Genomic DNA, 25406 nt, shown 5'->3' with positions numbered 1-25406 from the left:
TCGGGCCTCACGCCAGCTTCGGCCGAACCTGCGTCCCGGCACGGAGGGACCGGGCAGCGCGAAACCCCTCTCGGAGGGCCACCCATCGGGCTCCGCGCGTTGCAGGCGCAGAGCGTACGAGTACAACGAGGGCGGCCGGGAGGTGAGCGCATCACGCTCTTCCGGGGCGCTCAACGGGCGGGGTGGTTCTCGATTCCATGAGTCATGCGGCGGAGTCTGGCAGGAGCCCGGCCCACAGCACCAACGGATTTCACCGTCGCCGTCGCCCGCCGTCGCCGCCGTCGCCGGGCACCCGCGCGAAGGGTGGGTACCGCCAACGGTCGCCCGCGCGAAGGGGGTACGAGGGCACGGCCGGCCCCTCCCGACCAAAACAGCGGGAAGAATGAGCCCCCATGAGCCATTCACCGCCCTCCCCGCCCTCCCCCTCCTCCTGGCGGCAGCCCATGGTCGCCCGCCTCGCCGACGAACAGCACCGCACCGCGACCATGCTGGAGCTGTTCTTCGACCTCTGCTTCGTCGCGGCCGTGGCCCAGGCGGCGACGGCGTTCGAGCACGAACTCGCGGAGGGCCGCATCGCCCACGGTGTCCTCGGCTACGCGATGGTGTTCTTCGCGATCTGGTGGGCCTGGATGAACTTCACCTGGTTCGCCTCCGCCTACGACACCGACGACGTTCCCTACCGGCTGCTCACCCTCGTCCAGATCACCGGCGCCCTCGTGCTCGCCGCCGGGGCGTCGGAGGCCCTGCAGCAGGAGGACTTCACGGTCATCACCTGGGGTTACGTGATCATGCGGCTCGCCATGGTCACGCAGTGGCTGCGCGCCGCCCGGTCCGACCCCGAGCGGCGCCGCACCTGCCTGCGCTACGCCATGGGGATCTTCGTTGTGCAGGTCGGCTGGGTCGTGCGCCTGGCCCTGCCCGAGGACACCGGGCTCGCCACCTTCACCGTCCTCGTCCTGGCCGAGATCGCCGTCCCCGCCTGGGCGGAACGGGCTGCCACCACCACCTGGCATCCGCACCACATCGCCGAGCGCTACGGCCTGTTCACCCTGATCGTGCTGGGCGAGTCCATCACCGCTGCCACCGGAGCCGTCCATGCCGCGCTCGACTCCGACGCGGCGCTCGGCGACCTCGCCGCCCTCGTCGTCGGGGGCATCCTGACCGTGTTCGCCCTGTGGTGGCTCTACTTCGCGCGGAGTGCGAAAGTGCACGACCGGCTCACCACCCTGCGCATGGCGCTGCTGTGGGGGTACGGCCACTACCTGGTCTTCGCCTCCGCGGCGGCCGTCGGCGCCGGTCTCGCCGTCAACGTGGCCCATGCCACCGGCCACGGCCACCTCTCCGACCGTGCGGCAGCGGCGGCCTACACCATCCCGGTCGCCGTCTTCGTCGCCCTCGTATGGCTGCTGCACCGCCGCGCCGGCGGGCTGCGTCGCCCGGTCGACGCGCTCCACCCCGTCGCGGTCGTCGCCGTCCTGGCCGCGACCTTCGGGCCCTCCCCGGTCCTCGTCACGGGCATCATCACCGCGCTCCTCATCGCCGCGACACTGATCCTCTCCGCGCGAAGCGAAACCGCCGGAACCACCGGCACGCCGGACTCCTGAACCCCGCGGGCAGACCGCACAGGCCGCTCAGACCGGACCGCGCAGGCCGCAAACCGGCCGCCCCGCACAGCTCAGCGAGTGCTCCGGGCCGGCGCCCCCTGCCCCGGCAGCACGATCCCCTGTGCCTGGGCGGCCTTCCCCGGGCGCAGGGTCCACGGCACGGGAGAGGTCTCGGTCAGCCATCCGTCGGCGAGGATCCCGCTCACCACGAGGCCGCGCAGCGAGCGCGAGAGCTTCTTCCAGCCCAGGCCCTTGCACAGCTGCCCGTACGACGGCCCGTGGCCGTGCTCCGCGCGGAAGGCCACGGTGAACGCGGCCGCCTCCCTGCCGCAATCCGGGTGCGCTTCCCTCCACGTGTCGTGGTCGCCGGCCGCCGGCCGGGGCGCGGGGACGGGCGACGGCGTGGACATGAACGCCTTCGCGACCCGCCCGAAGGAGCACCGGCACGAGGAACACTGCTCCACGGCCTCCACGTGCCGCAGCAGCGCCGGACTGATGCCGGACTTCCACTCCGCCCACCGGTCCGGGGTGATCTCCACGAGTTCGGCCGCGGCCGCCGCCTCACGCGCCGCCCTGCGCACCGCCTCCTCGGCCTCGAGTTCCGCGACCTCCTCAGAGGTACGGAACATGCCGGCGAGGTGCCGCACCGCCGGGCCGAGCCGGTACGTCCGGCCGGACACCTCGGCCAGGAACCCCTTGTCGAGAAGGACGGGCACGGCCCCGTAACAGGCGACGGGCAGGTCGGCGGGGGCCTCCCCGACGAGTTCGTCGGTGCAGTAGGCCGCGAGGAACAGCGCGGCGAGCCGCGCGGCCGGCGAGGCCTTCTTCACCGGCTTGGCGATCCGCGTACGCATGGCCCATCCCGAGACCTTCGACCGGGTGCCCTTGCCCAGGGGCAGCACATGGCCGGGCCCCGGCGTCATGTCCGGCACGACGATCCCGGACGGCTTGTCCGGGTCCCCGTCAAGCAACGAGCCGGGCACCTGCCATCCCGCGGCGGCCAGTTCGGCGACGGCCTGCTCCGGATCGTCCAGCCGCAACGACCGCAGATCCGTGCCCGTGAGGTTCCCGACCCCGGCCCGCGCGGCCCGGATCGCCACGACGACGGCGAGGAGTTGCGCATCCACTGAGGTCAGCGGCAGGCCGACCACGTACGAGAGAAGCTCACGCGCCGCCTCCCCCTGTCGTGGCGTCAGCAGAAAGGGCAGGGGCGCGGGCGGCGGAGGCGACGCGGCAGCAGTCTCGGCCGAGATGGCAGGCTTGGGCACATCACATCTAACGGTGATCAGACCGCGGAAGTCACGCGTGATGTGGAGCACAACCGCGCCCCGGCCCCGGCCCCGTCGCACGAGGGCCGGCGGCCGGCTCATACGACGGCCGGAGCACACGAGTCCAGGCCGGCCAATGCTCAGCTCCTCACACGATCTTGCGGAGCATTGCCGGTCCGGGTCCATAGCCTTGCAGCATGGAGAACGGAATCGAACGCGTGCAGGACGGCTGGGACGTCCGCTCAATGCGCGGAGTGGGTGTCGGCGAGGTGATCATCGGCAGCATGCTGGCTCTGCACATCGGTTCGAACGGGATCGAGGTGTGGGGTCCTGCCGAGCTGACCGCGGACGGTGAGACGTTTCCCGTGCACGCTGCCACTCGGATCAACCTGGGCCGGGTACCGAAGCTGCTCGATCAGGTGGTCGCCGAGGTTCACGCCGCGGATTCAGGCGTTTTGCGGGTGCGCTTTGCCCATGGGTGGCGGCTGGATGTCCCGGCGGCCCCCCGCGGTCTCGGTTGGTTCGTAGCTCTGCGAGGCAGCTGCTTCCTCAGATCCACACCGGGTGGCGGTGTGAAGTTCTCCGATCGGGTTCCCAGCGGACGGCCAGGCGCTTGAACTGACCGAGGGAGCAGGCGAGGTCTCTGCTCGGACGAACAGGACGCCCTGAAGACATGGCCGGTCCGGCACCGGCCTCAGCCCCGGCGGCCGCTCCGGCCACGGCGACGGCACCTGCCCGGCGCCCCGGCCCCTTGGCACCGGTGGGCCCCCGGATCCGGGCACGACAGCGGGACGCCAGGAAGGCGTTAGCAGAACATGAGCGGCGGGCGGGAAGCTTCATATGTCAGCAGGTCAGGAGGGGGAGCGGTTCGCCGCAAGTTCCGGGCCTCGGCAGCACCGCCACACTCGACCGCCACATACTCGGGGAATCCACATGCGTACGATCCACACCCGCAAGCGCACCGCCGCCGTCGGCGCCACAGTCACCGCCGTACTCGCCCTGGCCCTCACCGCCTGTGGCGGAGACGGCAGCGGTACGAAGTCGGAGGGCCCGGCGGACAGTGCAGCGAAGACCGCCGCCTCGGCGGGCGCCTCGCAGCCCGCCGGCTCCGACAAGAACACGGACACCGCAACGACCGGCGGCTCCGCGAAGACGGTCACCTCCGGCACGGGCACGTCCAAGAGCGGCACCGCCAACGCCGGCACGACCACCGGCGGCAACACCAGCGACAGCTACGCCTACAAGCACCCGTGCAAGAGCGCGGACCTGTCGGTACGGGTGTACGCACGTGAGGGCTCGGCCACCCAGCAGGTGATCGAGGTCAACAACACCGGCGCGAACGCCTGCGGCCTGAGCTACTTCCCCCGGGTCAGCCTGGGCAGCGCGAGCGCGAAGGACCACAGCGGTGACATCACCCCGCTGGTCCCGGGCGGCCTGGGCGGCGCCCCGGCCTACCCGGTCAAGCCGAAGAACGCCGCCATCGCGGTGATCGACCTCAACCCGAGCGGCGCGGACGGCGCCCTGACCTGGATCAACGAGCTGAACGTGCTGGCCGACGGCGACCACATGCCCAACGCGGAGCAGCTCAACTTCCCGCTCGGCCCCGACGTGAAGGTCCTCGACCCGAAGCTGGGCCTGTACCGCAGCACGATCGCCGACGCGGTGAGCTCCATGGAGCAGGCGGACTCGAAGTCCTGACCCCGGCCCGGCAGCCGAATCGGCCGGCTCGTACGCCGAGCGCCCGGCAGGGCGTTACGCCCCGGCGGAACGGATCGGCTGAACGGATCGGCCACGTCACCAAGCCCCCAGACGGACCCCAGCGGCCCGTCAGGGGGCTTCTGCCGTTCCTCGCCGCAGTTGCGGAGAGGAACGGCGTCCGCGCACCCCCTACCTGTCACCGGTGTGCGCGAGGCCGTCCATGACCAGGGCGAGCAGTCGTTCACTGCGAGCGGCGATCGAAGGCGCCTGGTCGGCGATCCAACTGAGGGCGTTGACCAGTACGAACAGGTCGGTGCCGTCCACATCGGACCGGATCCTCCCGGCCTTCTGGGCCGCTCGCAGCAGCCGGCCGCAGGCCTCGCGCATGGCCTCGCATGAGGCGTGCAGGGCCGAGTCCGGGTCGCTGAGCGTGGCCATCAGGGAGGCCGGCAACCCCCGGAACGCGCCGGCCCGGAGCGTGAACTCGCCGAGCCACTCCGCAAGCGCCCGCTCGGGCGGCAGCCCGGCATCCAGCAACTCGTCGGCCTGCCCCGCGAGCCTGTCGAAGCCCTGGCGCAGCAGGGTCTCCAGAAGAGCGTCCCGCGTCGGGAAGTGCCGGTAGAGCGTGCCCAGTCCGACACCTGCCTGCCGGGCGACATCACGCAACGAAGCCTGGGTGCCCTGCTCACGTATGACGTCATCGGCGACTTCGAGAATGCGCTCGCGATTGCGCCGGGCATCGGCACGCTGCCCCTGTGGGGTGGCCTCATCTGGCATGGAAATTCCCGACGTTGACAACCGGAGCACTGCTCCACGTACTATCTGGAGCAGTGCTCCGAATCATATCGGAGCGGAGTGCGCCCTACGGCGCCTGGGGGAACACCATGGGAACAGCGACGATGCGGGCCGCGCGAGTGCACGCCTTCGGCGGCCCCGAGCAACTGGTGTACGAGGAGGTGCCGCGCCCCGAGGCAGGGCCGGGCGAAGTGCTGGTACGAGTCCACGCGGCGGGCGTCAACCCGCCCGACCGGTACGCACGCAGGGGCTTCGAGAACATCCCCGAGGCAATGCGTCCGGTACGGTCACTGCCCTTCACCCCGGGTTCCGACATCTCCGGCGTGGTCGCGGAAGTCGGCAGCGGGGTCACCGAGTGGCAGGCCGGCGACGAGGTGTTCGGGCTGGTCGACTTCCCCGGCCGGCACGCGGGATACGCCGAATACGCAACCTCACCCGCCGCACACCTGGCGCGCAGGCCCGGCACGCTGCGACACGTGGAGGCCGCGGCCGTACCGATGGCGGCCCTCACCGCGTACCAGTTCCTCGTCGAGCACCTGCGCCTCGGACCTGGCGGCACGGTCCTGGTCAACGGGGCGGCAGGCGGAGTGGGCCACTTCGCCGTACAGCTGGCCAGGACCAGGGGCGCCGGGCGCGTGATCGGCGTGGCCTCGGGGCGCCACGAGGCGTTCGTCAAGGACCTGGGCGCCGACCGTTTCGTGGACTACACGCAGACCGCCGCCGAGGACGTCCTGCACGAGGAGGTGGACGTCCTGGTCGACACGGTCGGCGGCCCGAACGGCCACCGGTTCCTGCCGGTCCTGCGGCGCGGCGGCCGGATCGCCCCCGTCTTTCTCGGGGAGTACCACCCCGAGCGCGCGGCCGCGCTCGGGATCTCGGTGGGCGGCTGGCAGGTTCACTCCAGCGGCGAGCAACTCGCCGTGCTCGGCGCCCTGCTCGATGCCGGCCGGCTGCGGGTTGCCATCGACAGCGTCTTCCCCCTCAGCGAGGCGGCGCAAGCCCACGCGCGCGCCGAACAGGGCCACATCCAGGGCAAGCTCGTCCTCCAGGTGGTCGCGTAGAGACTGCCGCGACACAGCCGTCCGCCCCGGGGCCGGACTTCGGTAGGATCCGCAGTTCTTCACACCGGGGAGGAACCATGTCCGAGGGTCCCAGCGCCGAAGGCACCGGCAACAGCGCGGATGCCGCCGACGTCGTCGTGGACGAACTGACCGCGGTCCAGTTGGTGTACCGGCCCCAGGCTGCCGACGCACTGGCAGGACTGCGGGTCCGCGAGCGGATCAAGCGGACCGGCCTGCTGCTGCGGTGGGCGTTCCTCACCCTGTGGGCGGGCCAGTGGCTGCTCGCCGTCGTGGGCCGCGGGCGTATCGACGCGGTCTCGACGGTGCTGTTCCTGTTCGTCGTCCTGATGGTGTGGGGATACCCGCGGCTACAGGCCTCCCAGGTGCAGCGGGTCGTCGGATGGCAGGGCGAGTACCACGCCACCGTGGCCCCGGCCGGAATCACCTGCCGCAACGACCACAGCACGCTGATCCAGAAGTGGTCCGTCTACCAGGGCTACCGGGAGACGGCAGGGCACTTCGTCCTGCTCAGCCGGGACCGCCACATCACGTACCTCGGCGTCCTGCCGAAACGGGGCGCGCAGGAGGCCGGGGATCTCGACCGGCTGCGCGCCGTCCTGGACCGGCACACCACACGCCTGTGACGAGCACGAAAGGCACCCGCGGCCGGGAGGAGTCGATCCCGGCCACGCTCACAGCCGCGCCCCCTTCCACCGCGCCGGCGACCGGCCGCCACCCACCGGTCACCGTCCTCTGAACCACCGCGAGTTCGACCTCAGGCGCCGGCCTTCGGCTGCGTGAAACGGATGCGGTTGCCGAACGGGTCGCGGAGCCCGCAGTCCGTGCCGTAGGGACGCTCGGTGGGCTCCTCGGTGAACTCGACGCCCTGGGCGAGCAGCGTCTCGTACGTCTTGCGGCAGTCGTCCGTGGTGAGGATGAGCCAGCCGCCCATCGCCCCCTTGGTCACCAGGTCCCGGACCTGCGCCGCCGTCTCCTCGGACATCGCTGGAGCGCCCGGCTTCTCCAGCAGGATCTGCCGTTCCGGATGACCCGGGACGCTGACGGCCAGCCAGCGCATGAACCCGAGGTCGACATCGGCGGCCACCTCCAGCCCGAGCTTGCCGACGTAGAAGTCGAGGGCCTCGTCCTGGTCGAGGACGTACATCTGTGAGTGCGTGATTGCGTTGAACATGACGTTCACGCTACGGGGACGGGCCCGCGAAAACTTATCCAGAACTGCTCATTCGGCACCCGGAGTACGCGGCCGCGCAGCGGGCCGAACGCTCAGCCGCTCGGCCGTGTCCACGCCATCGTGAAGCACGTCGGTACGCGTGCGGCCGCCGCCTCCTTGCGGTACGCCCTCGGTGACCGGCCGACGATCTCCCGGAAGGTCCGGCTGAACGTCCCCGTGCTGCCGAAGCCGACCTCGAAGCAGATGTCCGTCACGCTGCGGTCGGTCTCGCGCAGCAGGAACATCGCCCGCTCGACCCGACGCCGCTGAAGGTAGCGGTGCGGCGTCTCCCCGAACGTGGCCCGGAAGGTGCGCGAGAAGTGCGCCTCGGTGACGTAGGCGAGCCGGGCGAGGGCAGGTACATCGAGAGGCTGGGCGTACGCGCGGTCCATCGCGTCCTTCACCCGCAGCATGCGGCGATTGGACTCCTCCGAGGCACGGCTCACCCCGCCAACGATACGGAGGCCCCGGAGCGTGGGCAGCGCTTATATCGCTCTCAATTTTGACCGCTGCACCCTCCGCGATGATCCAAAGGCCGCATACCGGCCCACCGCTTCGGAGTTGGAGGCGATGTGGGCGGCGGCGCGGATATCGGGGACGACGGATCCGTCGACGCCGGATCCGGGCTACGGATCCGGGCTACGGATACTCCCGCAACCGTGTCCGGGTGTGGGAGTCCAGCAGGGCGGCAAGCCCTCGTTACGGTCGATCGGCCCACTGGTCCTCTATTCGTCCGCGTGATCCCCTTCGAGGCCACCTACTATCCGGGCTCGGGGCGAAGCCTGCGTTCACGTGGGCACCGACCGAAGCGGATCGATAGGCCTGACCGAATCGGGCGACCCCACCGGCGCGATACTCCGCACCACCCCCGCCGCCCTCCGCGCCCTCCTCCGTACGCTCAAGGAGGATCGCCCCCATGGCTGACGACGCCCCCGCACCGCTCACCTGGCTCCGCGCCGCCCCCGCGGACGAACCCGGACCCGGACCCTGGATCGAGATCGCCTTCGTCGAGGGCGACGACCTCGTGTATCTGCGCGAGACCAGCGACCCCGGGAACGTCGTCACGACCACCCGCACCAAGTGGGAGGCCTTCGCCAAGGGGGTCAGGGCAGGCGAGTTCGACCACTTCGCCGGACTCTGACCACCAGTTGTCCGGCAGACCGGCTGACGTCCGATCATGGGTGCCTTACCGTCATGCCGTGGACACGTTATCGCCTGAGGACCCCTCAGAAATCGGGCCGTACCAGCTCATCGGCCGCCTCGGAGCCGGCGGCATGGGACGGGTGTACCTGGCCCGTTCCGAGGGCGGACGTACCGTGGCCATCAAGGTGGTGCACGACGGCTTCGCGCACAGCCCCGAGTTCCGGCGGCGGTTCGCCCAGGAGGTCGAGTCCGCGCGCAAGGTCGGCGGGAAGTGGACCGCGCCCGTCCTCGACGCCGACACCGAGTGCCCGACGCCCTGGGTCGTCATCGGCTACGTACCAGGCCCCGACCTGCACACCGTGGTGTCCGGGCAGCACGGCCCGTTACCCGTGGCATCAGTCCTCGCTCTCGCCAACGGGCTCGCCCGAGCCCTCGGCGACGTCCACGGGGCCGGGCTGGTCCACCGTGATCTGAAACCGTCCAACGTCCTGCTCACCCTCGACGGCCCTCGCGTCATCGACTTCGGCATCGCCCGCGCCCTGGAGACCCCCGTCGACGGTTTCCTCACACGGACCGGTGCCGTGATCGGATCGCCGGGTTTCATGTCACCGGAGCAGGTCCGCGGCGAACGGCGCCTCACCCCGGCCTCGGACGTCTTCTGCCTGGGCGCGGTCCTCCACTACGCCGCGACCGGACGGACCCCGTTCGGCACCCTGGACAGCGGGGCTCACGCACTGATGTTCCGTATCGCCGAGGAGGAGGCGGACCTGACCGGTCTGCCGTCCCCCCTGATCGAACTCGTACGGAACTGTCTGCAGAAGGATCCTCTCAACAGGCCCGCGACGGGGGACATCGCCGCAGGTGCCGAGCGCTGGGCCCCCGATGCCCGCCCCGACTGGCTCCCCGCCGATCTGCTTGCCCTGCTCGACGCCCAGGCGCCCCCTCTCCCGACTCAGCACGTCCCCGTACCGGTCGCCGCGTCGGCGCCGCCGCCGCTGCAGACGGAGGCGGAGGCGGAGACGGAGACGGAGCCCGCGCCGGCGGAAGCGGCGGAGGAAGCGGCGGATCCGGACTCGGAGACGCCCGCCGAGCCCGCACGACGCCCGCACCTCCCGAAGCACCGACGGAGGCTCGCGCTCGCCACAGGACTGCTCGTACTCATCGGCGCGGGTGCGGCGCTCGCGCCGCTGCTGAGCGATGGCGGCGGCGCAGGGGAAAACGACCGGAAACCAGGGCCTACGGCCTCGGCCACGCCTCCCGCACTCAACAACGCCGCCTTCGTGGGGACCTGGTCGGGCGAGGCTACGGACGACGCGACAGAGAACGCGGTCCAGTTCGTCAATTTCACGATCGCCAAGGGGGACCCGAGAACGGGGAACAGCGCGGAATACGTCCTGCGGTACCCCGAGCGGGCCTGCGTGGGCTTCGTCCCCGTGATGGGCGTCAAGAGCCGTCGGACGGTCGTGACGCATGAGGACCTGGATGCGACCGAAAACGAACAGGGCCCGGACTGCTCACCGGACAAGCAGACACTCACGCTCAAGGGCGACGTACTGGAGTGGCGCGCAGGAGACGCCACTGCCCTCCTGCGCAAGGACACCGCGGCGTATCCGGACGCAGAACTCACGCGCACGTACCAGGGATCGTGGAAGACCTCGGACACGAGCCCGTCGCTGACCCTCGATATCGGCGATCTCAGGCCGGGAGCGGAGATCGGTTTCCTCGGTGGTGAAGGCGCCGACTCGTGCGGGTGGTCGGTCGTCGTCGTCACAGTCACCCGGGACAGACTCCTTGGCGCGGTCACGTCACCTGTCCCCGCGGACATGGGTATCTGCCGCGGCCACACCACCTTCGACATCCGTCCCACGGGGAAGGACAGCCTGCGGGTCCTCACCCGGCGCGGCGTCCCCTACGTCTTCACCCGTAACGAGGACTAGCCTCGACCGTTCATGAGCCCCCGTCGGTCCGCACAGGGTCAATGAGTGTGTGGACGCCGATGGCAGGTGGGGTCTTGTCTTTTCCCGCCATGCAGGGAACGTTCCGGCAGGACCCTCTCGTTACGCCTGCGGCCATCCACGTGACCAGCAGCCGCCCGAGGAGCATCGTGCCCGAACTCACCCCCGTCACCGCCGCCGCCCTCCCTGCGCTTCCGCCCCTGAGTGCGCAGGCGGAGACGCTGATCGAACTCGGGGTGCACGAGATCGCCGGCCTGTCGGCTGCCGAGATCCGCGACTTCGCCAAAGCGGCCGAAACGGCCGAAGCCGGCGACGACGACGGTGGTCTGCTCGCTGTCCACCCGGACCGGGCCCCCGCTTCCGCCCTCGCCCCGCTGCTCCGCCGCGAGGACAAACCGGGCTTCGTCGTCGTCGACATGCCGGATGTCGACCTCTTCACCCCGCTCGACACCGTCACGGTCCCCGACGCACCGCTCTACGTCATCCGCAGCGTCGACCGCGGCGACCACATGGCCAACTGGAGCCCGGACGAGGCACTGCCCGCCCTCAGCGCACAGGACCGCACCCCGCTGCTGCTCACCGAGGGCATCCACTGGGTGCTGCAGCAGCCCGCCGCCCTGGAGCGCAACCACTGCTTCATGACCATCGGCTCCCGGCTGCGCAAGGCCAACGGCACGCTGGACGCCCGCACACCGGCGCTCTGGATCAGCAACGGCACCGGGCGGGACGGCCGTGAGCGGCGCAACGCCCCGAAGGCCGGCTGGTGCTGGGCAGGAAACCGGCACACCTGGCTGGGCTTCGGCTCCACGACGGGCCGCCGCCTCCCGGGCGCCTAGAGCGACCGCCGCTCCGTCCCTTCGACAGTTTCACCGACCTGCTGGAGGACTGGGGGCACGTCCTGTCCGAAGCCGCCCAGCGGGGCTGGGGAGTCGTGAGACTGGCCGAGTCGGGCGCAGCCGGCCGCGCACCCGCACAGGGGGCGGTCCGGGAGACTTATGTCATGTCCCTCACCACACGCCTCAGACAATGGGCCGCGGCAGCCGCCCTCCTCGCACTCACCGTGACCGCGTGCGGAACCGAGCACTCCGGACAGCAGCAGGCCCAGTCGCCTTTCCCGCGGCCGTCGTTCACTCCCCGGCCGAAGTGCGCCCAGCCCGCCGAGGCTCCCCCGAACCAGGCCTCCTCATCGCCCACTGCGAGCACGACCGGAACACCGCAGGAGGGAAACAACGCGGACCGGCCGCCCAACTACGGCGACAACCACGCCTATCGCATGTCGGCCGAGCTCAGCCCGGCCAAGCGCGCCAAGGGCGAAGCGTCGGCCACGCTCATCCGGTACGAGCTGGAGAAGGCCCGGCAGGAGGGCGACGTCAGCGAGAAGCGGATCACTGCGGCGCTGGAGCACCTCGGCTGCGGAAAGCAGCACGGCGTCTACATCTGGGACGGGTTCTACAGCGTTCACACCGGCGACGTGTGCGTGTCCGGGCATGTGACGGAGAAGGAGCTGACCATCCAGGTGCACGGCGCCTACGCCGAACCCCAGCCGGGAACGGGGCCGTGCGTGGAGAACCGGGGAGGCCACTGAGCCGGCCGGCCGGGGCACCGGCTACCGCTACCGGCTATCGGACGACGACCCCGCGCGCAGCGGGGACGGCCGGACACGTGTCCGGAGACCTGACCGCGGGCATGATCAATCGCATGAAAGCGGGCGAGAGGGACGACACGAGCAACGACACAGGAGCCGACACAAGAATCGGCACGAGCAACCGCAGGAGCGACGAGCCTGGCCAGCCGAGCCGACCGGGCCGGATCCTGCACTGGAACTTCTTCATAGGCGGCCACCTGAGCGCCTCCGTACCCGTGCGTCTCGTCGAACGCACGCCCGAGGGACAGCTCGTCTGGATGGAGACGGGCACCCCGATGTGGCACACGGCCCTGCCACGCGGCGCCACACACCTGCGCGACATCGCCCCGCACGAGCGCCCCGCCGAGGGCTACCCCGTGATCGCCGGCCGGTGGCCGATGGGCAGCGCCCTCTTCTACCAGCCGACAGGCGCAGCGCACTCCGTGCTGTGGCTCTTCGGCCGCAGACGGAAGTTCCGCGGCTGGTACGTCAACCTGGAGCGTCGCGTCCACCACGGCGACGACATCGACATCGCCGACCACGAGCTCGACATCAACGTGGCGCCGGACCGGACCTGGCAGTGGAAGGACGAGGAATCCTTCGCCGAGAAGACCGGCCATCCCGCGTACTGGAGCGCCGACGAGGCCGCGGCCATCAGGACCGAGGGAGACAGGGTGGCCGGGCTCGCTGAGGCCGGAACCTTTCCCTTCGACGGCTCCTGGTGCGATTTCCGGCCGCCGCCGGCCTGGCGAACCCCGCCCCGGCCACCGGTCCCCCGCCACCCCCTCCTCTGACCGGCGCCCACCCCGACCTCCCCGCATCACCCCCGATGGGTGCGGTTCAGCCCCCGTCGCAGGTCTCGGTCAGGGTGGCGCGATGGCGATCATTGCCCGGCGTCACCCTCCGTGATACACAGAGTAACCAGACGCAAATCCCTCACACACCGATTCGATCCGCAGGTCAGGGCGGTCAGACCGGTCATATGTACGAGATCCGGGTAAAGAGAGCCGCCAAGTCGTCGTACGAGAGCAGTTTCATCAGCGAAGATAGAGGGTGACCCGTGCCGTGCGGCACGGGCTCCGAACTACCCAACAGGGGCGGTGACTTACATGATCCTGGCAGCTGAGAAGGGCGACATCACTACCATCATCGGCGGAATCGCCCCGAACTGGGGGCCGTTCGGGACCTTGGGCAACGAGGCCCGCGTAATGATCGAGGTCGTGATGGCGATCGCCATCCTGCTCTGCCTCGGCATCGCGGTCTGGGGCGCGGCGAAGCAGCGCATCGGCGCGACCGCCCTGCGCGACACGTTCAGCGCGGAGCAGGGCAAGGGGCTGATCGTCGCGGGCCTGACCGGTGTGTTCATCATCGGATCGCTGGGAACCGTGTTCACCATCGTCTACGGGATGGCCGTCTAACCAGCCGTCAGCCCATGCCTGGGGGCAGTCCCGCCCCACCCCTCACCATCCGCCCGTCGTGCCCACCGGCAGAGGTTGCGTCTCTCTGATGTCGACTCACCACACCGCGTCCACGCGGAAACCAGCACGGCTACCGTCGTACCACGACACGGTTCAGGCAACGGTTGAGGGGGCGTACGCGGCATGAGTCACGACGACGGCTACGGCAACGACTCGGGGCGTACGGGCGACGGCTACAGCACCATCGGCGGCACGCGCCAGACCCGCACCCGCCTCCCCGACGGCGAGGGCGGCGACGGCTACGGCCCCCGCCGCCCGGCCCGCAACTCGCGCTCACTGGTCACGGTCGTCGGCGTGATCGTCCTGCTGCTCGCAGCCATCGCCTTCGCCAACATGGGCGGGGGCGGCGGAAACGACGGGGACGGTGCGTCGGGGAGCAACGGCAAGAAGGCGGGCGCGGCACCGACTGCGGCTACGGGGACGAAGCCGGTGACGGGGAAGAACGGTGAGATCGCTTCCGAATTCGCGCATGACCCGCAGGGGGCGGAGAGTGCTGCGGCGAACTATTCCGTGGCGCTCGTATCCGCTGACATCCTGAAGCCGGCCCAGCGGGCTCAGATCGTGCGCCAAGTCTTCGTCGCCGGTCGAGTTAATGAGCTTGAGAGCAAGTTCAACCAGGCGTACAGCAAGGAATTCCTTGACAAGGTCGGTCTCGATGAAAGCGGCAATGCAGCCGAGGGCATGACCTACGTCTCAAGGACTGCACCAGTCGGAACCAAGGTGACTCAGTTCTCGGGCTCATCCGCCACGGTAGAGGTGTGGTGCACAGGAGTCTTCGGCACGGCCGGCGTCGGATCCACCAATCCCGTGAGCAACGACTGGTTCACCATGACGCTGAAGCTCCAGTGGGAGGGCGGCGACTGGAAGGTCGACAGTTTCTCCCAGAAGGACGGCCCGGCACCGGTCAACACCGACCGTACGGCCTCCAACGCCGATGAGATCGCCAAGGCTGTCGAGGAGTACGGAGGGTTCACCTATGGCCGCTAAATCGCTGAACGTACTGGGTGCAGCCCTGGCGAGTGTCCAAGCAACAATGGTGATCCTTGCAACCCGCGTTGCGGCCGCTCCCACACCTTCGCCGTCCCCATCCAGTAATGGGGACTGCTCCCTGATCGTCGGCCCCGCCAAGGACTACTGCGAAGGCGACCCCGCCCCCAAATCCAACGCCCCCGACAGCGTCGACCCCGCCCTGGACCCCCTCACCTCCCTCGGCCGCGGCTGTGCCGACGCCGCAGCGTGGATCGTGGGCAAGCTCAGCGAGGCCGTCAAAAGCACCGCCAACGTCGACTTCACCAACACCCGCTTCCTCCAGCAGTACGCGATCGTCTTCGCCGCCTCCACCGTGCTGACGCTCGTCCTGTGGCTCCTCGCCGTAGCCAAGCGGGCGATCCGCGGGGTGCCGCTCACCACCGCGATCTCCGAGGCCATCGGGTTCCTGTGGCTCACCGTGCTCGCTTCCGCGTTCACGCCGCTGATCCTGTACACGATCGTCTCCGCCACCGACGGCGTCACCGAGGTCATCTCCTCGTCCTCCGGCGGGCAGACCGACGTCTTCTTCGGGTCGTTCGCCGAGGCGCTCAAGAAGGACGCCGACATCGGTGGCGGGCCGATCATGCTGATCGTCGTGTCGCTCGTATCGATCCTCGCGGCAGGCATCCTCTGGCTGGAGCTGGTGATCCGCGCCGCCCTGCTGTACGTCGGCGCCCTCCTCGGAACCGCCGTGTACGCGGGGCTCGTCGACAAGAACATGTGGGGACACGTACGACGCTGGGCGGGCATCATGATCGCGGTGATCATGGTGAAGCCGGTCATCGTCATCGTGCTCGGCCTGGCCGGCGCGCTGTCCTCGGACGACGGGCCCGACGCGTTCTCGGCCGTCGTCTCCGGGCTGGCCATCATCCTGCTGGCGATCTTCGCCTCTGGCATGATCTACCGCTTCGTGCCCGGCTTCGGCGACGAGATCCAGGGCGCCCGCACCAACCGTAAGCAGGCCACCGACGGCTCCCAGGCCGCCGCGATGATCAGCTCACCCGCCGCTCTCGTCTCACAGGGCATCAAGACCCACAGCAGCCGCGGCGGCGGCCAGGACGGCAGCGGCGGCGGTAACAGCGGGGGCGGACGGCCCGCCAACCCGGTCAGCGGCGGAGTCGCCGCACACAGCTCCCGCAACTCCGGGAGCGGAGTCGGCGGCGGATCTGTCCCCTCCGCCGCACCTCCGCCCCGCAGCGGTTCGGGCCCCACATCCGGCACCCCGCACGGCAGCCGGAGCTCAGGCGGTGGATCGGGCCGGTCCGGCGGATCAGGCAGTTCAGGTAACAAGAGCACAGGAGGTGGCGGGCGTTGAGCACGCAGTCCCATCCGATCACGCCCCGCCGTACGTATCTCATCGGCCGTGCCCGGCCGAACGCGATCGTCGGCAAGAACCGCGAGACGGGCGAGATCGCCCTGATCATCGGCGGCGCGTTCCTCGGCATGATGAGCGGGCTGCTCGTCCCGGTCCTCTCCCTGCGGATCGTGCTGCTCACCGGCTTCCCGCTGCTCGCCCTGGCGATCGTCTACGTCCCGTACAAGCACCGGACCTTCTACAAATGGTTCGAGATCAACCGCAGCTTCAAGCGCTCCCTGCGCCGCGGCACGTCCTACCGCTCCTCCGCCATGGAGGCGGGCGTCAGCGCCGACGGGCGTGAGGTCGAGATCGGGCCGCCCCCCGGCATCGGCAGGATCAACTGGCTGGCCGCACCCTTCGGGCCGGACGAGATCGCCGTACTGCTGCACGCCGACCGCCGCACCGTCACCGCGGCCATCGAGATCGAGGGGCCCGGCGTCGGGCTGCGCGACAGCGAGGACCAGGAAGCACTGGTCGACCGGTTCGGCACCCTGCTCAAGCACGCCGCCAACGGCGACGGCTTCGTGACCCGCATCCAGATGCTGGCCCGCACCCTGCCCGCCGACCCCGACGCCCACGCCAAGGACGTCGCCCAGCGCGGCGACAAAAGCTCCCCGGGCTGGCTGCAGGAGTCGTACGAGCAGCTCCAGTCCATGGTCTCCACCTCCAGCGAGCAGCACCGCGCCTACCTCGTCGCCTGCATGCACTTCAACCGCGAGCTCGCCGCCGAGGCCCACGCCATGGCCCGCGCCACCCGCCCGCACGCCGGCCGCAAGATCGACCGGGACGCCGGTCTCGCCGTCGTCATGGCGCGCGAGCTCACCGACATCTGCGCCCGCCTCGCCGAGGCCGACATCCGGGTCCGCCAGCCGCTCGGCCAGAGCCGGCTGGCCTCCCTCGTCCACTCGATGTACGACCCCGACCACCCCATCGACCACATCCAGGCCATGACGAAGCGCAACGCCTGGCCCGCCGAACTGGACGCGGTCGAGCCGACGTTCCTCCAGGCCAAGACGCGTGAGTCGTCGACCCGCGCGCCCTGGTGCCACTCCACGGCCTGGGTGAAGGAGTGGCCGATGACGCCCGTCGGCGTCAACTTCCTCGCCCCGCTCCTCGTGCACACGCCCGACGTGATCCGTACGGTCGCGGTCACCATGGACCTCGAACCCACCGAGATCGCCATCGAGCGCATGCTCACCGAGAAGACCAACGACGAGGCCGAGGCCAGCCGCCAGGCAAAGATGAACCGCACCGTCGACCCCCGCGACACCGCCGCCTACGGCCGGCTCGACCAGCGGGGTGAAGATCTCGCGAGCGGCGCGGCCGGGGTGAACCTCGTGGGGTACATCACCGTGTCGTCACGCTCGCCCGAGTCCCTCGCCCGCGACAAGCGGACGATCCGGGCCTCGGCGGGCAAGTCGTATCTGAAGCTGGAGTGGTGCGACCGCGAGCATCACCGCGCGTTCGTGAACACCCTGCCCTTCGCCACCGGCATCCGCCACTAGCCCGCCGGCCCACCAGGCCTCGACACCGAGACGCCAGAACCCCGGACCCCCGGAACACCGAAACACCGAGCCCAGAGACACCGAGACCGCGACACCGAGAGGGAGGTCAGTCACGCCATGCGAGATCCGCTGTCCGCGTTGTCGGACGCCTTTACCGCCTTCCTCTTCGGGAAGGTGGAGACGACCCGGCTGCCCGTCCGCACCTCGACCGGACAGGCCCAGGCGGTCTACCTGCCCACCGCCGCCCCGGGCCTCGGCGACTCCGGCGTGATCATCGGCCGCGAGGTGTACTCCGGCAAGGGCTACATCTACGACCCCTTCCAGCTGTACGGGCAACAGCTCCCCGCCCCGCACTGGCTGGTGCTCGGCGAGTCCGGCAACGGCAAGTCCGCACTGGAGAAGACGTACGTACTGCGCCAGCTCCGCTTCCGCGACCGCCAGGTCGTCGTCCTGGACGCCCAGGGCGAGGACGGCGTCGGCGAATGGAACCTCATCGCCCAGGAACTGGGCCTGACCCCCATCCGTCTCGACCCCACCGCCGCGCTCAACGGCGGCATCCGCCTCAACCCGCTCGACCCCGCGATCACCACCACCGGCCAGCTCGCCCTGCTGCGCACCATCATCGAAGTCGCCATGGGCCACGGCCTCGACGAGCGCTCCGGCTTCGCGCTCAAGGTCGCGCACGCCTATGTGAACGAGACGGCGACCGACCGCCAGCCCGTGCTGATGGACATCGTCGACCAGCTCCGCCACCCGGAGCCGGAATCCGCCGAAGCGATGAACGTCGACATAGACGACGTACGGGCCTGGGGCCTGGACGTCGCCCTCGTCCTGGACCGGCTCGTCGACGGCGACCTGCGCGGCATGTTCGACGGACCGACGTCCGCGGGCATCGACCTCGACGCCCCGCTGATCGTCTTCGACCTCTCGCACATCGACCGCAACTCGATCGCCATGCCGATCCTGATGGCGATCGTCGGCGTCTGGCTGGAACACACCTGGATCAGGCCCGACCGGAAGAAACGCATCTTCCTGGTGGAAGAGGCCTGGCACATCATCAACTCCCCGTTCGTCGCCCAGCTCTTCCAGCGCCTGCTGAAGTTCGGCCGCCGCCTCGGGCTCTCGTTCGTCGCCGTCGTCCACCACCTCAGCGACGTGGTCGACGGAGCCGCGGCACGGGAAGCGGCGGCCATCCTCAAGATGGCCTCGACCCGCACGATCTATGCCCAGAAGGCCGACGAAGCCAGAGCGACGGGTCTGGTGCTCGGGCTGCCCCGGTGGGCAGTCGAGATCATCCCGACGCTCACCCCGGGCATCGCCGTCTGGGACGTCAACGGCAACGTCCAGGTCGTCAAGCACCTGATCACCGAGGCCGAACGCCCCCTCGTCTTCACCGACCGCGCCATGACCGAGTCCTCCGCCGACGACCTGCTCCCGGAGGACGTACGCGCCGCCGAGCTGGAGGCGGAGCAACGCGCGGCACGCATCGAGAACCAGCAACGGCTGAACGAGTCGTCCGAGTCAACGGTGGCATGACATGGCGGGTGCGGGGCGCGGCAACGTACGCAACGGCAACGGGAACGGGAACGGCGGCGGAGGCATCCCCGACGGGCTGCTGATCGGGCTGCTGCTCTTCCTCCTCGGCCTGACGCTGCTGGCCTGGACGGCCACCGGTCTGGCCGGTCTCCTCGCCCACGGCACCTGGCCGGAGGGGGTCACCCTCGCCGAGACCCCGTTGGCCATGCGCCGGCTGGTGGAGGCCCCGCACGACCTGCCCGTCGCCTGGCCGGTCACCCCGGCCGGGGAGCTCTCCGGATACGGGCTGTTCTGGGGCCTGTTCATCGGCGAACTGATGGTGCTGGTGGTACTGACCGTGTTCGTGATGGGCGTGGTCGCCCGCTGGCGAGGGGTACGGGCACGGCAGCGGGCCGACCGGCTGGAGCAGCAGAGCCGGCCACAACGCGAACCGCTCCAGGAGTACGCGCACGAGGAACGGGCCGCCCGCCCGGCCCCGGCCCTCCATCAGGAACCCACCGCCGATCCAGTGACCGCACCGGTCACCGAAACGGATGCCCCGGCCGACGCCACCCAGGCACTCACCCCCCTCCCACCCGTCGTCCCCTCGCCGCGCACACCCCTCGTCGTCTACGGCCCCGCCGCCACCCGCAGGCCCACCGCCGTCCAGGCCATCCGCGAAGCGGACGGGCCCGTGCTCGTCGTCACCTCCGACCCCAGCGTGTGGGCCGAGACGAAGGACGCCCGAGCCAAGCTCGGCCCCGTCCTCATCTACGACCCCGGCCACCTCTGCGACACCCCGGCCCGGCTCCACTGGGCCCCCACCACCGGCTGCGAACTCCCCGACCGGGCGGCCGCGCGCTCCGCCGCACTCCTCGCCCCCGTACGGCCTCAGTCCCGGATCGACGCGGCGACGGCCGACACCGCGGAGACCCTCCTGCAGTGCTGGCTCCACGCCGCCGCCATCGACGGCCGCCCCTTCCGCCAGGTCCACCGCTGGGCCCTCGGCGGCAGCGCGCACGAACCGGTGCGCCTGCTCCGTACGCACCCCAAGGCGGCCTCCGGACTCGCCGGGCTGCTGGAATCCGCGCTCACCGCCCATCCCGAACGCCGGGAGATGGCACAGGAACTGACGGTACGGGCCTTCGGCGCCCTGTCCTCGGTCCACATCCGGGAAACCTGCACGCCGAACCGCGCCGATGCGCTCGCGCTGGAATCCTTCGCGGACGAGGGGGGCAGCCTCTACGTGATCGGCGAACCCATCGAGAACCCGCGCTCGGGCCCCGGGGCGATGCCCCTGCTCACCGCGCTCGCCTCAGACGTGGTCGAACACGGCCGCCGCATGGCCGCACGGTCGTCCGACGGCCGGCTCGACCCACCCATGACGCTCGTCCTCGACGACATCGCGGCCGTCGCGCCGCTGCCCCGGCTGCCGGAACTGCTGGCGACCGGCGAGGAACAGGGCCTGCCCACCGTCGCCCTGCTCCGCTCCCGCGAACAGGCCCGCGCCCGCTGGACCCAGCAGCTCCAGACCCCGACCACCCTCTGACTCCCCCCGACGGCAGCCCCTAGGGGCGCGCCACCGCGTACTCCAGCTCCCTGGCCGTCGGGTCACCCGGCATCGGCACGCTCTCCCCGGTCGGCACGAACCCGATCCGCCGGTAGAGGGCCGCGGCCCTCGGATTGTCCTCGTGCACATACAGCCGTACGCGCTCGATCACGGGCTCACCCAGCGACCACGCCCAGTCCGTCCCGGCCCGGAACAGCTCCTCGGCCAGCCCCTCGCCCCGAACCTCCGGCCGCACGAACACCCCGACGACATGGGCCTGGTGGACCGCGGCCGCCTCACCGAACACGGTGTCCCCGTCCGGCCGCTCGATCAGGACCGTCACCGTGCCCGCCCAGCTTCCGTCCGGTGCCTCGGCGATGAACTGCCGGACCCGGCCCTCACCCTCCTCCGACGCACCGACCGTCCGCTCCCGCCAGAAGTCGTCGGACCGCTCCAGGCCCTCCTCGTATGTCTCCAGGAAAGCCACCGGGGCGGCCGGATCCTGCAAAGCGGCCAGCCTGAGTTCCTTCGCCGACCGCCACTCATCGGCACGCACGGCCCGTATCACGTAGTCCATGCACCGATCCTGACCTGCACTCCCACGGCCGCGCAATGTGATTCCCGCCGGGCCGGCCGAGGCCCCCGCCCCTCGACGCCGGCCGAGGCCCACCACGACCCCTGGATGTCCACCACGTCGTACCCCGGTACTACGCCCGCCGCCACGTCCCGCCCCCGGTCCGACGCCCCGCGCCCACCCGCTCCGTAGCGTCGACCGCATGATCAGGGCATACGAACTCACCAAACGGTACGGCGACACCACCGTCGTCCAGGACCTCGACTTCACGGTCCGGCCCGGCACCGTCACCGGTTTCCTCGGCCCGAACGGCGCCGGGAAGTCCACGACCATGCGCATGCTCCTCGGCCTGGACGCACCCACCCGCGGTCGCTCCACGGTCGGCGGACGCGCGTACGCCACCCACAGCGCACCCCTCACCGAAGTCGGCGCCCTGCTGGAGGCCCGCTCCGTCCATCCCGGCCGGACCGCCTTCCACCACCTCATGGCACTCGCCCACACCCACGGCATCCCGCGCAGCCGCGTCGAGCACGTCCTCGACCTGGCCGGCCTGACCGCCGTCGCCGGGAAGCGGGTCAAGGGCTTCTCGCTCGGCATGGGCCAGCGGCTCGGCATCGCCGCCGCCCTGCTCGGAGACCCGGCCACCCTGATCCTGGACGAGCCGGTCAACGGACTCGACCCGGAGGGCGTGCTGTGGATCCGCAACCTGCTCAAGTCCCTCGCCACGCAGGGCCGCACGGTACTCGTCTCCTCGCACCTGATGAGCGAGATGGCCCTCACCGCCGACCACCTCGTCATCATCGGCCGCGGCCGACTCCTCGCCGACATCACGGTCGCCGACTTCGTGGCCACGGCGGGCGGCGGCGCGGTCAAGGTCGTCACCCCGCAGGCCCCCGCCCTGCGCGACCTCCTGCGCGGCCCCGGCATCGACATCACCGACGCGGCCGGCACGGAACCGGGCCAACTGGAGATCCGCGGCACGGATGCCGCCCACATCGGCCGCACCGCCGCCGCCCACGCCATCCCCCTGTACGAACTAACACCCCGCACCGCATCCCTGGAGCAGGCCTTCATGGACCTCACCCAGGAGTCGGTCGAGTACCGGATCACCGCCCCCGAACCGACCGGAGCCCTCGCATGACCACCGCGACACCCACCCCGGCCCACATCCCGACACCCGCCCCACACCCCTACCGCGTCACACCGGCCCGGGTACTGCGCTCCGAATGGCACAAGCTCCACACCCTGCGCTCCAGCTGGATCACCGTCGGGTCCGCCGCCGCCCTCGTCCTCGCCGTCGGCATCGTCATGGGCGCCACCTACACCTCCGACGGCGGCGACTCCGACGTCGACACCGTCATCCTGGTCCTCTACGGCACCACACTCGGCACGCTCTGCACGGTGGTCCTGGGCATCCTCGTCACCGCGGGCGAGTACTCCTCCGGCATGATCCGTGCCTCGCTCACCGCAGTCCCCCGCCGGCTCCCTGTCCTGTGGGCCAAGGCGGCCGTCTTCACCGCCACCGTCCTCGGCGTCATGCTGACCACCTCACTGCTCACGTTCGTCGTCGCGCAGCTCTTCCTCCACGACACGGACCAGGCCGCCGCCCTCACCGACCCCGGCGTACTCAGGGCGGTGGCGGGCAACGCCGCCGGCGCCACCCTCCTCAGCCTCATCGCCCTCGGCCTCGGCGCCCTGCTCCGCTCGGTCCCGGGCGCGATCGGCGCCTTCATCGGCGGCGTCATGGTCCTGCCGGAGGTCCTCACCATGCTCCCGTACGACGCCGTCGAAACCGCCGTCCGCTACTTCCCCACCCAGTCCGCCGGCGTACTGGGCTCCGCGACACCGCTCCCTGACGCCGCCTCCACCGGCGGGGCCCTGCTCGCCCTCGTCCTGTGGGCTGCGGCCACACTGATCGCGGCGGCCCTGCTCCTGCGAAGCCGCGACGCATGACACGGACGGAACCGGGCCGCGAGGATGGACGAGTGACGGACGAGTGAAGGACGACGACACGCACCGGCCGACGGGTCCCTTCCCGCTCACCGGTCACATCCAGCGCCTGCTCCGGCGCGTCCGCGCGTTCGACCGCCGCCGCCCCCTCGTCTGGGACGGACTCCTCACCACGTTCTGGGTGCTGTTCGCCGTCCTCGACGTCTCGTCCGGCGGCTGGCGCACGGTCGCCGTCGACCGGGACGTGTCGGCGACGCTGGTGCTCTGGATGAGCGTCGCCTTCTCCGCCCCACTGCTGTGGCGCCGCGGCCATCCGCTGGCCGTGCTGGTGTTCATGGCGCCGTTCTCCCTGGTCAACGTGTGGACGGGAGCAGTCATCCAGGCCGCCTTCCTCCAGGAGATCGTCGTCTTCAACATCGCGCTCCGAAAGCCGATGCGCACCCTGGCATGGTCGGGGGCGATCGTGCTCGCCCCACTCGTCATCGGCTCGACCCACTTCCCGGACGACTGGAACAGGCTCTTCGTCCCCCACCTGTACGCGTTCGCGTTCGCGTCCCTGGTCGGCATCGTGGTGCGTACGCGCAAGGAGTACACGGAGGCCCTCGTCGACCGCGCCAACAGGCTCGAACTCGAACGCGACCAGCAGGCCCAACTGGCCGCGGCAGCCGAACGGACCCGGATCGCGCGGGAGATGCACGACATCATCGGGCACAACCTCTCCGTGATCACGGGCCTCGCGGACGGCGGCGCCTACGCCGCGGCCAAGAGTCCCGAACGGGCCGCCCAGGCCCTGGATGCCATCGGCACCACCAGCCGCCAGGCCCTCGCCGAACTCCGCCGCCTGCTGGGCGTCCTGCGCGAACACCCGGACCGGGCGGACCGCACCCCGCAGCCCACACTCGACGACATCGAGGCCCTGCTCGCAGGTGTACGCGCCGCCGGACTCCCCGTGAGCCTGCACCGCCACGGCACACCACCGGCCGTGCCGCCCACGCCCGGACGGCAACTGACGGTGTACCGGGTGGTGCAGGAGGCGTTGACGAACACGCTGAAGCACACCGACACCGAACCGTCCCTGACGGCGGAGGTCACGCTGACGTACCGTCCGACGGAACTGGAGGCCCTCATCACCGACAACGGCAACCCACACCCCACCGTCGGCCCGCCCGACGGCACCGGCCAGGGAATCACCGGCATGCGCGAGCGCGCTTCCCTGTACGACGGCACACTCGAAGCGGGCCGGCCGGCCACCACGGGCTGGCAGGTACGGCTCCGACTCCCCCTGGAGGACTCCCCCTCGTGACGACCGTGCTCATCGCGGACGACCAGCCGATGCAACGCTTCGGATTCCGCATGCTGCTGGAGAGCCAGGACGACATGACCGTCGTCGGCGAGGCCGCCAACGGCCACGAAGCCCTCCAACTCGTCGCCCGACACCAGCCGGACGTCGCCCTGATGGACATCCGGATGCCCCTGCTCGACGGCATCGAGGCCACTCGTCGCCTCATCAGGACCGGCTCCCGTACGCGCGTCCTCATCGTCACGACGTTCGACCTGGACCGCTATGCGTACGACGGTCTGCGCGCCGGCGCCAGCGGCTTCCTGATCAAGGACACGCTCCCGGAGGAGCTCCTTTCCGGCATCCGCGCGGTGGCCGGCGGCGACGCCGTGGTCGCCCCGAGCCTGACTCGCCGTCTCCTGGACGCCTACGTAAAGCACTTGCCCGCCACCCCCGGCGGAGCCGCGACCCCGGACGCGCGGATTGCGAAACTCACCGACCGGGAAACGGAGATCCTCACCGTCATCGGCCAGGGCTGGACCAATTCGGAAATCGCCGAACGGCTCCACCTGGCCGAATCGACCGTGAAAACCCACGTCTCGCGCATTCTCGCGAAGACCGGAGCCAGGGACCGCGTGCAGGCGGTCATCCTGGCGTACGACACTCACCTGGTCACTGCGGGCTGAGGAGCCCGTAAACGCAGAAAAGCCCCGTGCCACAAGGGCACGGGGCTTAACTATCAAAAGGAGTTCGGCGGCGTCCTACTCTCCCACAGGGTCCCCCCTGCAGTA

The 25406-nt window shown here is 70.4% G+C and carries 26 protein-coding genes; 21 read left to right on the top strand and 5 right to left on the bottom strand.

All coding sequences use genetic code 11. The features are described 5' to 3' along the window. Window positions 1-392 precede the first annotated feature (392 nt). Complete coding sequence (locus ACIOEW_RS35190) at window positions 393-1604, top strand: low temperature requirement protein A (protein WP_401969049.1); 1212 nt, start codon at window positions 393-395, stop codon at window positions 1602-1604. Window positions 1605-1675: 71 nt separating this feature from the next. Here the strand turns inward: ACIOEW_RS35190 and ACIOEW_RS35185 are convergent, their stop codons facing one another. Continuing rightward, the gene (locus tag ACIOEW_RS35185; protein ID WP_401969047.1) at window positions 1676-2872 is read right to left on the bottom strand and encodes a hypothetical protein; all 1197 of its coding nucleotides are present in this window, start codon (window positions 2870-2872) and stop codon (window positions 1676-1678) included. A gap of 197 nt (window positions 2873-3069) precedes the next feature. Here ACIOEW_RS35185 and ACIOEW_RS35180 point away from each other — a divergent pair, with 197 nt between their 5' ends. Continuing rightward, on the top strand, window positions 3070-3489 hold the full coding sequence (locus ACIOEW_RS35180) for a DUF6188 family protein (RefSeq protein WP_401969045.1): 420 nt from the start codon (window positions 3070-3072) through the stop codon (window positions 3487-3489). A gap of 316 nt (window positions 3490-3805) precedes the next feature. Beyond that, entirely contained in the window at window positions 3806-4570 is a 765-nt protein-coding gene (locus tag ACIOEW_RS35175; protein ID WP_401969042.1) for a DUF4232 domain-containing protein, read from the top strand. A gap of 189 nt (window positions 4571-4759) precedes the next feature. Here the strand turns inward: ACIOEW_RS35175 and ACIOEW_RS35170 are convergent, their stop codons facing one another. Next, window positions 4760-5347, bottom strand: coding sequence for a TetR/AcrR family transcriptional regulator (locus ACIOEW_RS35170; RefSeq protein WP_401969041.1), 588 nt, complete (start codon window positions 5345-5347; stop codon window positions 4760-4762). A gap of 107 nt (window positions 5348-5454) precedes the next feature. Here ACIOEW_RS35170 and ACIOEW_RS35165 point away from each other — a divergent pair, with 107 nt between their 5' ends. Together ACIOEW_RS35165 and ACIOEW_RS35160 are read left to right on the top strand one after the other, a co-directional pair. After that, complete coding sequence (locus ACIOEW_RS35165; RefSeq protein WP_401969245.1) at window positions 5455-6426, top strand: NADP-dependent oxidoreductase; 972 nt, start codon at window positions 5455-5457, stop codon at window positions 6424-6426. 77 nt (window positions 6427-6503) lie between these two features. Continuing rightward, entirely contained in the window at window positions 6504-7070 is a 567-nt protein-coding gene (locus tag ACIOEW_RS35160) for a YcxB family protein (RefSeq protein ID WP_401969038.1), read from the top strand. Window positions 7071-7201: 131 nt separating this feature from the next. Here ACIOEW_RS35160 and ACIOEW_RS35155 read toward each other — a convergent pair whose 3' ends face one another. Together ACIOEW_RS35155 and ACIOEW_RS35150 are read right to left on the bottom strand one after the other, a co-directional pair. Then, a complete protein-coding gene (locus ACIOEW_RS35155; RefSeq protein ID WP_362551899.1) occupies window positions 7202-7618 on the bottom strand; it encodes a VOC family protein in 417 nt (138 codons plus the stop codon). Window positions 7619-7710: 92 nt separating this feature from the next. Further along, entirely contained in the window at window positions 7711-8103 is a 393-nt protein-coding gene (locus ACIOEW_RS35150; protein WP_362551897.1) for an AraC family transcriptional regulator, read from the bottom strand. Window positions 8104-8449: 346 nt separating this feature from the next. Here ACIOEW_RS35150 and ACIOEW_RS35145 point away from each other — a divergent pair, with 346 nt between their 5' ends. The 12 genes from ACIOEW_RS35145 (at window position 8450) to ACIOEW_RS35090 (ending at window position 20812) form a co-directional block, all read left to right on the top strand. Then, a complete protein-coding gene (locus ACIOEW_RS35145) occupies window positions 8450-8581 on the top strand; it encodes a DUF397 domain-containing protein (protein ID WP_401969035.1) in 132 nt (43 codons plus the stop codon). After that, complete coding sequence (locus ACIOEW_RS35140) at window positions 8574-8798, top strand: DUF397 domain-containing protein (protein ID WP_401969033.1); 225 nt, start codon at window positions 8574-8576, stop codon at window positions 8796-8798. The genes ACIOEW_RS35145 and ACIOEW_RS35140 overlap by 8 nt, the downstream gene beginning before the upstream one ends. A 58-nt stretch (window positions 8799-8856) precedes the next feature. Next, complete coding sequence (locus ACIOEW_RS35135) at window positions 8857-10737, top strand: serine/threonine-protein kinase (RefSeq protein WP_401969032.1); 1881 nt, start codon at window positions 8857-8859, stop codon at window positions 10735-10737. Window positions 10738-10904: 167 nt separating this feature from the next. Beyond that, complete coding sequence (locus ACIOEW_RS35130; RefSeq protein ID WP_401969030.1) at window positions 10905-11591, top strand: DUF5701 family protein; 687 nt, start codon at window positions 10905-10907, stop codon at window positions 11589-11591. Between the two features lie 164 nt (window positions 11592-11755). Next, on the top strand, window positions 11756-12340 hold the full coding sequence (locus tag ACIOEW_RS35125; RefSeq protein ID WP_401969028.1) for a hypothetical protein: 585 nt from the start codon (window positions 11756-11758) through the stop codon (window positions 12338-12340). A gap of 113 nt (window positions 12341-12453) precedes the next feature. After that, complete coding sequence (locus tag ACIOEW_RS35120) at window positions 12454-13173, top strand: DUF402 domain-containing protein (protein WP_362551876.1); 720 nt, start codon at window positions 12454-12456, stop codon at window positions 13171-13173. Window positions 13174-13488: 315 nt separating this feature from the next. Beyond that, the gene (locus tag ACIOEW_RS35115; protein WP_072489575.1) at window positions 13489-13797 is read left to right on the top strand and encodes a hypothetical protein; all 309 of its coding nucleotides are present in this window, start codon (window positions 13489-13491) and stop codon (window positions 13795-13797) included. Window positions 13798-13980: 183 nt separating this feature from the next. Beyond that, window positions 13981-14844, top strand: coding sequence for a hypothetical protein (locus ACIOEW_RS35110; protein WP_401969025.1), 864 nt, complete (start codon window positions 13981-13983; stop codon window positions 14842-14844). A gap of 46 nt (window positions 14845-14890) precedes the next feature. Then, complete coding sequence (locus ACIOEW_RS35105; RefSeq protein ID WP_401969023.1) at window positions 14891-16201, top strand: hypothetical protein; 1311 nt, start codon at window positions 14891-14893, stop codon at window positions 16199-16201. Further along, window positions 16198-17748, top strand: coding sequence for an SCO6880 family protein (locus ACIOEW_RS35100; RefSeq protein ID WP_401969020.1), 1551 nt, complete (start codon window positions 16198-16200; stop codon window positions 17746-17748). Before ACIOEW_RS35105 ends, ACIOEW_RS35100 begins: the two co-directional genes overlap by 4 nt. Window positions 17749-17865: 117 nt before the next feature. After that, window positions 17866-19284, top strand: a complete 1419-nt coding sequence (locus tag ACIOEW_RS35095; protein ID WP_362551867.1) for an ATP-binding protein — start codon at window positions 17866-17868, stop codon at window positions 19282-19284. Window position 19285: 1 nt separating this feature from the next. Continuing rightward, window positions 19286-20812 carry a type VI secretion protein gene (locus ACIOEW_RS35090; RefSeq protein ID WP_401969017.1) on the top strand — a complete coding sequence of 509 codons (1527 nt, stop codon included), beginning with the start codon at window positions 19286-19288 and terminating at the stop codon, window positions 20810-20812. A 19-nt stretch (window positions 20813-20831) separates the two neighbouring features. On the opposite strand, the gene ACIOEW_RS35085 is transcribed toward ACIOEW_RS35090, so the two are convergent. Continuing rightward, complete coding sequence (locus tag ACIOEW_RS35085) at window positions 20832-21389, bottom strand: GNAT family N-acetyltransferase (RefSeq protein WP_401969015.1); 558 nt, start codon at window positions 21387-21389, stop codon at window positions 20832-20834. A gap of 199 nt (window positions 21390-21588) precedes the next feature. On the opposite strand from ACIOEW_RS35085, the gene ACIOEW_RS35080 reads away from it, so the two are divergent. Genes ACIOEW_RS35080 through ACIOEW_RS35065 form a run of 4 tightly spaced genes read left to right on the top strand, consistent with a single transcriptional unit; the run spans window position 21589 to window position 25301 of the window. Beyond that, window positions 21589-22527: an ATP-binding cassette domain-containing protein gene (locus ACIOEW_RS35080; RefSeq protein WP_401969012.1), complete on the top strand. Its 939-nt coding sequence runs from the start codon at window positions 21589-21591 to the stop codon at window positions 22525-22527. Beyond that, a complete protein-coding gene (locus ACIOEW_RS35075; protein WP_401969009.1) occupies window positions 22524-23339 on the top strand; it encodes an ABC transporter permease in 816 nt (271 codons plus the stop codon). Before ACIOEW_RS35080 ends, ACIOEW_RS35075 begins: the two co-directional genes overlap by 4 nt. A gap of 43 nt (window positions 23340-23382) precedes the next feature. Continuing rightward, window positions 23383-24639, top strand: a complete 1257-nt coding sequence (locus ACIOEW_RS35070; protein ID WP_401969007.1) for a sensor histidine kinase — start codon at window positions 23383-23385, stop codon at window positions 24637-24639. Next, window positions 24636-25301, top strand: a complete 666-nt coding sequence (locus ACIOEW_RS35065; protein WP_401969006.1) for a response regulator — start codon at window positions 24636-24638, stop codon at window positions 25299-25301. The genes ACIOEW_RS35070 and ACIOEW_RS35065 overlap by 4 nt, the downstream gene beginning before the upstream one ends. The last annotated feature ends 105 nt before the right edge of the window (window positions 25302-25406 follow it).

Source organism: Streptomyces sp. NPDC087901 (assembly GCF_044742205.1).
Classification (GTDB): Bacteria; Actinomycetota; Actinomycetes; order Streptomycetales; family Streptomycetaceae; genus Streptomyces.
This window is presented reverse-complemented; position numbering and strand designations above follow the sequence as displayed.